The organism is Pseudoalteromonas qingdaonensis, from assembly GCF_038739665.1.
In the GTDB taxonomy this organism is placed as follows: domain Bacteria; phylum Pseudomonadota; class Gammaproteobacteria; order Enterobacterales; family Alteromonadaceae; genus Pseudoalteromonas; species Pseudoalteromonas qingdaonensis.
Genome location: NZ_JBCGCU010000011.1, coordinates 99936 through 106774, shown reverse-complemented (window position 1 = coordinate 106774; position 6839 = coordinate 99936). Strand labels below are relative to the sequence as shown.

The 6839-nt window shown below is 49.3% G+C and carries 7 protein-coding genes; 5 read left to right on the top strand and 2 right to left on the bottom strand.

Going from position 1 to position 6839, the window contains the following annotated elements; translation table 11 throughout:
• The first annotated feature begins 57 nt into the window (after positions 1–57).
• The 3 genes from WCN91_RS11055 (at position 58) to WCN91_RS11045 (ending at position 2794) form a co-directional block, all read left to right on the top strand.
• A complete protein-coding gene (locus tag WCN91_RS11055; RefSeq protein ID WP_342679031.1) occupies positions 58–1269 on the top strand; it encodes an IS256 family transposase in 1212 nt (403 codons plus the stop codon).
• Positions 1266–1631 (top strand): hypothetical protein, encoded by a 366-nt coding sequence (locus WCN91_RS11050; RefSeq protein WP_342679029.1) that lies wholly within the window; start codon positions 1266–1268, stop codon positions 1629–1631. The genes WCN91_RS11055 and WCN91_RS11050 overlap by 4 nt, the downstream gene beginning before the upstream one ends.
• A 257-nt stretch (positions 1632–1888) precedes the next feature.
• On the top strand, positions 1889–2794 hold the full coding sequence (locus WCN91_RS11045) for an alpha/beta fold hydrolase (protein WP_342679027.1): 906 nt from the start codon (positions 1889–1891) through the stop codon (positions 2792–2794).
• On the opposite strand, the gene WCN91_RS11040 is transcribed toward WCN91_RS11045, so the two are convergent.
• A complete protein-coding gene (locus WCN91_RS11040) occupies positions 2727–4220 on the bottom strand; it encodes a tetratricopeptide repeat-containing sulfotransferase family protein (protein WP_342679025.1) in 1494 nt (497 codons plus the stop codon). The genes WCN91_RS11045 and WCN91_RS11040 overlap by 68 nt on opposite strands.
• 222 nt (positions 4221–4442) lie before the next feature.
• Between WCN91_RS11040 and WCN91_RS11035 the strand changes: the two genes are divergently transcribed.
• The gene (locus tag WCN91_RS11035) at positions 4443–4832 is read left to right on the top strand and encodes a hypothetical protein (RefSeq protein ID WP_342679023.1); all 390 of its coding nucleotides are present in this window, start codon (positions 4443–4445) and stop codon (positions 4830–4832) included.
• An 18-nt stretch (positions 4833–4850) separates the two neighbouring features.
• Here the strand turns inward: WCN91_RS11035 and thpR are convergent, their stop codons facing one another.
• Entirely contained in the window at positions 4851–5384 is a 534-nt protein-coding gene (gene thpR / locus WCN91_RS11030; protein WP_342679021.1) for an RNA 2',3'-cyclic phosphodiesterase, read from the bottom strand.
• A gap of 71 nt (positions 5385–5455) precedes the next feature.
• On the opposite strand from thpR, the gene WCN91_RS11025 reads away from it, so the two are divergent.
• Positions 5456–6826, top strand: a complete 1371-nt coding sequence (locus tag WCN91_RS11025) for a leucyl aminopeptidase family protein (protein ID WP_425416035.1) — start codon at positions 5456–5458, stop codon at positions 6824–6826.
• The last annotated feature ends 13 nt before the right edge of the window (positions 6827–6839 follow it).

The window sequence follows — 6839 nt, the reverse complement described above, 5'->3', positions numbered from 1 at the left end:
GAGACTGTAAAAAACTCTGTGTAAGTGGCATTCTTAACCTGTTGAAAGGAATGCAGAATGCCAATAACAGACAAACTTATCGATCAGCTGCTTGATGGCTGTGATTCTCCAGATGATATCCTCGGCGAAGCCGGGCTGCTTAAGCAATTGACTAAAAAGGTCGCAGAACGCGCCTTGAATGCTGAGATGGAACAACATCTCGGCTATGCCAAACATGCGCAAGAGGGCCATAACTCCGGTAATTCCCGTAACGGTAAATCCAGCAAAACTGTGCGCAGCGTTCACGGTGAAATTGACCTGGATATTCCCCGTGACCGCAACGGCACCTTTAGCCCTAAGCTGGTCAAGAAAGGTGAGAAACAGCTTGGCGGCTTCGATGACCGCATCATATCGCTGTATGCCCGAGGCATGACAACCCGCGATATTCAGGCCCATTTTGAGGAGTCCTACGGCGTAGATGTATCCGCGACATTTATCTCGCAAGTCACCAATGAAGTGCTGGACGAAGTGAAGCAATGGCAGCAGCGCCCGCTTGATTCGGTGTACCCCGTAGTTTATCTCGATTGCCTGGTTGTACGTAGCCGTGATTCGGGTGCTGTACAGAATAAATCTGTATATCTGGCCTTGGGTATCAACGCGGACGGCGAGAAAGAATTGCTCGGTCTCTGGATGGCTCAAACAGAGGGGGCGAAGTTCTGGCTGTCGGTCATGAATGAGCTGAAAAACCGAGGCGTGCAAGATATCTTCATTGCCTGTGTCGATGGCCTCAAGGGCTTCCCAGAAGCAATCGAAGCCGTATACCCTAAAACCCAAGTGCAACTGTGTATCGTGCATCAAATCCGCCACTCACTGCGATATGTCAGTTGGAAGCAGCGTAAAGCCATCGCGGCCGACCTGAAACGCATTTATGGCGCAGCGACTTTGGCCGAGGCTGAGTTAGCCCTGACCGAGTTTGCACAGAGGTGGGATGACGAACATCCGAGCATTAGCCTGTCCTGGCGTAACAACTGGGAGCGGCTGAGCGTGTTCTTCGATTATCCGCCGGAAATCCGCAAAGTGATTTACACCACGAACGCCATTGAGTCGCTGAATGCTAGCCTGCGTAAAATCACGAAAACCAGGCGCTCATTCCCGACGGATGACTCAGTGATGAAGATACTATATCTGGCACTTCACCAGATCTCGAAGAAATGGACAATGCCCATCAGGGACTGGAAAGCGGCCATGAGCCAGTTTATGATTATGTATAGTGACCGCGTATCACTATGACAAACAGCCACTTACACAAAAGATCTTACAGTCTCGACTACTCTAAAAAAATTACTTTAGAAGACAAACTTGTTGCTACATCCGTTGTTATGGGATCGCGAATCGAGCAGCACTATGGTCAGAGTATCGCACCTTTAATTCCTCTCATGGCGCGTATACCAGAATTTTTAAAAGGTGGTAGGCTTAAAAGCTTTTTAGATGCAGGTATATCAATGCTCAAGATTGGAGATTACTTTTCTTCAAACTTGAATAGAAAAGAATCAGCTCCTATTGAAGAAATTCTGGTGAAAAATGAAAAAGTTAACAGCCCTGATGCAGATGAAGACAAGCTAAGAAATATGCTACGTTCCATGCGAGAGTAATCGCTACCCTGTGCAAATACTGAAGGCTAAAATGTAGAGGGCGCTCAGAATTCTGTGTCAGCTAATTTTGGCTAGAGATCTAAGACATCATCCAAGCGACCATAGACATTAGCAAGACACCCACCTTAAAGATGACATTAGCAAGACACCCACCTTAAGATGACATTAGCAAGACACCCACCTTAAAGTTGTTTTAGAGTGGGTGTCTTGGTTATTCTTCTGGTACGATGAGATGAAGTAACAAAATGGGCCGAATTATGACCGATCTTCAGCAGCAGTCGCTTCTTGTTGACCTTAATGCCGCGCAGCAATTGCATCTTCGTTATATCGCCAAGGCTGATGCCACGGGGCCGGCGGTGTTTTTTATGCATGGCGCCGTTGAAAACGGTAAGATTTTTTATACCCACAGTAATAAGGGGCTGGCGCCTTTTTTAGCGCGTTTAGGTTATCGTTGCTACGTGGCCGATTTGGCTGGAAGAGGTGAGAGTAAACCGGCCATAGCCCGAGGTGCCGCCTATGGTCAAACCGAGGCCATCTGCGCTGAGATCCCCGCTTTTATTGATAAGATTATCGCGCATAGCGGCGAGTTTCCTCGTTTTTGGGTTGCGCATTCCTGGGGTGGGGTGCTCTTTAACAGCGCTTTTGCCCGCTTCCCTGAATATATAGACAAGGTGAGCGCTTGTGCTTATTTTGGCTCAAAGCGCTCGCTCTACAATCGCCATCTGGGGAAGTTTATCAAGGGCAATCTTATCTGGTACTGGCTCGCCCCTAAATATGCACAGAAGCACGGTTATCTGCCGGCGCGTCAGTTGAAGTGGGGCAGTGATAATGAAACCATTAAGTCGCACTATCAGAGTATGCAGTGGGCCAAGGTGTTGCCTTGGGTCGACAGTGATGATGGTTTTGACTATGGTGCGGCGCTGCGCGATAAAAGTTTACCGCCGATTTTGCATATTGCCGGGGTCAAGGATAAATCCCTGGCTCAGCCCATAGATATCAAGAAGTTTATGCAGGAGTCCGGGCTTGGGCTGCAGGAGCTAAAAATCTACGGTCGCAGCCATGGCCATCACCATGATTATGGTCATATCGACATGCTTACTCACCCGCAGGCTGTGCGGGATCAGTTTCAGGATGTGCAGGCTTGGTTTGCTCGCCACGCTTAAAACAGCCTAGAAACGCCTGTTCATACTGCTTATAGGCAAGATTGGCGCCCAGATAAAGCGGTTGTCGCACCTGAGCTCGGCTTAAACCTGTGACCGCCTTGTTATTGTTATGATAGTCGAGACAATGCTCGGTGTAGACAATATCCAGCCAGTTACAAAGCTTACGCAGTGCTTGCTCTGGCTTGTCGGTCAGCTGCTCATAATGCTGGGTATAAATACTCTTGTCAGCGTTTTGGTGCCAATGCTGCATCAAGCTGTCATAGCCTTCGTAATAGTCTTGCAGCATATCCATATCGCAGCAAAAAGCCTTATTGGTATCTAAGTAGTGAGTAAATACCGACCAAGCCATGGGATAAAAACTGCGCCGCATATCGATAAATAAGGCATTAGGAAACAGTGCCTTAATAGCACCTATGGCCTCAAAGTTAGCCGCTAGTTTATTAATTATATATTGATGCCCCAGCTGTTGCTTGGCGACTTCGTCGGCATACATTTGTCTGAGTTTTGAGCGCATCTCGCCGCTTATATCGGCCATACAGTCGGGGAAGGTTTGCCCTGTAACCTTGCTTAAATGAGCCATCAGCTTGGCATTAAAAATATCCCTGTCACCCAGGCTTGCCACCTTGGGATGCTGGCACAGCATTTGTTCTAACAGGGTAGAGCCGCATCTGGGCATGCCGACGATAAACACAGGGGTAAAGCTGGCCTTAAGCTCATCGCGCTGAGAAGCAATAAACTCGGCGTTAAACAAAGTCTTAATCTTATCAATATGGGTATTAAAAGCCGTAGCGCTAAAGGTTGGGCAAAGCTTGGCCTGTAATTTGTTGGCGAGGCGATAATGGGCGAAGGCCTGATTTTTATCGCCCAATCCATGGTAGCTTTTACCAAGTGCATAGTGGGCTACCACCTTGGCGTGCTTATTTTGCGTGCCTCTGAGCAAGGTGTGCAGGTGGGCGATTTGCGCACTGTCGATGGCTTTGGGGTCAAGATAAGCTAGCTCGTAATAAAGGTATAGGCTGACATTATGATCAGGGCATGCCAAACCGCGCATCAGGCTCTGCTTCGCTTGCTCGATAAAGCCGTACACTAATTGATGCTGGGCCAATCGATAAAAGACCTCGCCATTGTGCGGGGCAATCTGGCAGCAGTGCTCGAGAATATCCTGGGCATAGTGTGGTTTTTTTAGGGCGTCAAAAGCGTCGGCCAGGGCAAACAGGGGATCTAGCACCTTGGGCAGACGTTGACAGGCTTTTTGCAGCAGGTACACCGCCTCGGGGTATTTTTCTAAGCGCATGGCGATACGGCCTAAACCAAACAAGGCTTCTCCCTGATTGGGGTTGGCTTCTAATAGCGACTTAAAATGAAACTCCGCTTGTTTTAATTTGTTTTCGCTAAGCAATTTGTTGGCGCGCGCGATTACATTCATGTTTTTTTACAAGGCGATAAGATTAACTTCAACATAACGTCCGATGCTTGCAAGCGCAAGCATAAAAGATCCAGCTGTTATGGTGTGGTTAAGGTGAGCTTGTTTTGGCGCCTGCGTTGGCCGATATAAGCCGCCTTAATCTCGCTGGTGCAGAAGTCGGGCGCTAGTGAAATGCGTCTAAGTATGTGACAATGTGCAATCAGATCCCTAATTCAAGACAGTATGCGAATCTATCGTTCGTTCCATCGCGCTCCATTGCGGGTGCTTATGATTTCACGGCGCCGACAAAAGCTAAAACTTCGCCGCGCTATGGTGACGCTTAAGTGGGCGCTGGCCCAAGAGCGGCAAGAAACAAGGGAAATGCTCGATATTTATAAGCGCTACACCAAGGGACAGGCGTCTAAACAAGACTTACAGGTAGCCAATAAACAGTTTATTGATATCCTCAAAGGCCTCGGTCTTGGGGTTTTTGCCGTGCTGCCGTTTGCACCCATTACCATTCCTTTGGTGGTCAAAATTGCTCATATGGTGGGGGTCGATATCCTGCCCAGCTCCTTTAGTAACCCCAAACCACCCAAAACCAAAGTGGTGGATAAGCCAAAAGACGATTAAATCCAAGCTCGGTTTGAGTTAGCTACAGGCGAATTCGGCAATCGGTTTATACACCAGCCCCTGATCGTCCCGAGTCGAGTGATACAGGGTGAAATGATCAATATCCAGCTGCAATGGCGGCATGGGGCGATCCACCTTAGGGGGTATTTTAAGGTTACGTGCCAGGGTAACATGAGGGCGATAACGGCTATGTTGGTCGTGAATTTGATGTTGCCCGGCCAAGGCTCGTAGCTCTGCGGCTAAGGTTAGCAAGTGTGGTTCGGGAGCGCTCGGGCGCAGGTGGAACAAGCCATTGTGCGGCCAATAATCATGCTCATCCAAGAGCACAGAAAAGCGCGGCACCACCAGTTTGCGAGCGCCATTAATGAGCCGCTGCGCCTGCGCCTGCTCAACCTGACCGAGAAACATCAGGGTTAAATGCCAGTTACGGCATTGGGTTGGCGCCTTGCTTAAGCTGGCGTGGCGGCTTAACCACTGCTTGATATGTTGCTTCTGCTCGGCGCTTAGCCCCAAGGCAAAAAACAGTCGACGTGCTTGCTCACAAGGTCCCATGGTTTGGCTATATCATTTACTTTTTTAACTTGATATCCTGCCTATTATCAGTAATTAAAAGTGAGTCCGCAATGAATTTACTCATCAATAAACCTCGTCTCGATACCGCCTTAATGCCACTTTTCATTTTTGACCAACAAGGTTGTGAGGCTTGGTGTGCAGAGCAAGATGACTTTACCCGTACCTGGGTCGCCCGCTCACTGCAACAGCAACCCGGCTTATGTGTGCTGCCGAATCCAGAAACTGGCGAGCCGCAAAGCGCTATTTTGGTGACTTCAGATGTCGCTGATATGTGGGCGGCCGGTGATATTATCGGTAAATTGCCCAAGGGTGATTATCAATTACAAAATGCCGCCAATGAGCGCGATATTGCCCTGGGCTTTGTGCTTGGTGGCTATCAGTTCAGCGGCTACAAGCAAATTCAGCTGCCACAGGCGCGTTTGCTTATTGAAGATGCCACCTTATACCAGGAATTAGTGGCATTAATGGAGTCGACCCAGGTGGTGCGTGATCTGGTTAACACTCCGGCCGCGGATATGATGCCGCAGCACTTAAGTGAAGTGATGAACGACATGGCTCAGCGCTTTGGCGGTGAGTTTAGTGAGTGGGTGGGTGATGAGCTGCTAGAGCAGAATTACCCCACCATTCATCTTGTTGGCCGAGCCAGTGAAAACAAGCCGCGATTGCTTGATTTACGCTGGGGCAAATCGGATGCGCCTAAAGTAACCTTGGTTGGTAAGGGTGTGTGTTTTGACTCCGGTGGTCTGGACTTAAAACCCGCCGCCGGTATGCGTTTGATGAAAAAGGATATGGGCGGCGCCGCTCATGTAATTGGCTTGGCGAATCTGATCATGGCCATGGGGCTGAATATTCAACTGCGAGTCCTGGTACCTGCGGTGGAAAATGCGGTATCACGCAATGCATTTCGCCCGGGCGATGTGGTGAAAACCCGCAAGGGTCTGACCGTGGAAATCGATAACACGGATGCCGAAGGTCGTTTAGTCTTGTGTGATGCTTTAGACGAAGCGCAGCAGGAAAACCCTGAGATGATCATCGACTTCGCTACTTTGACCGGCGCCATGCGCATTGCCTTGGGTACCGAGCTGCCGGGTTTTTTCAGTAATGATGACAAACTGGCCGAGGCCCTGACTCAAGCCGGTGAACACAGCCAGGATCCTGTATGGCGCATGCCATTATTCGCTAAGTACAAGAATATGATGAAAAGCGATGTGGCAGATTTAACCAACTGTGCACCGGGTCCTTTCGCGGGTGCCATTACCGCAGCCCTTTACTTGCAGGAATTTATCGACGCCAAAACTCCTTGGGTCCACTTTGATGTTATGGCCTGGAACCTGCGCGCGCTACCTGGTCGCCCGGTAGGCGGTGAAGCCTTCGGTATTCGCGCCGTTTATACTATGCTGGCAGACAAATACGGGCGTTAATTCGTTATCACTC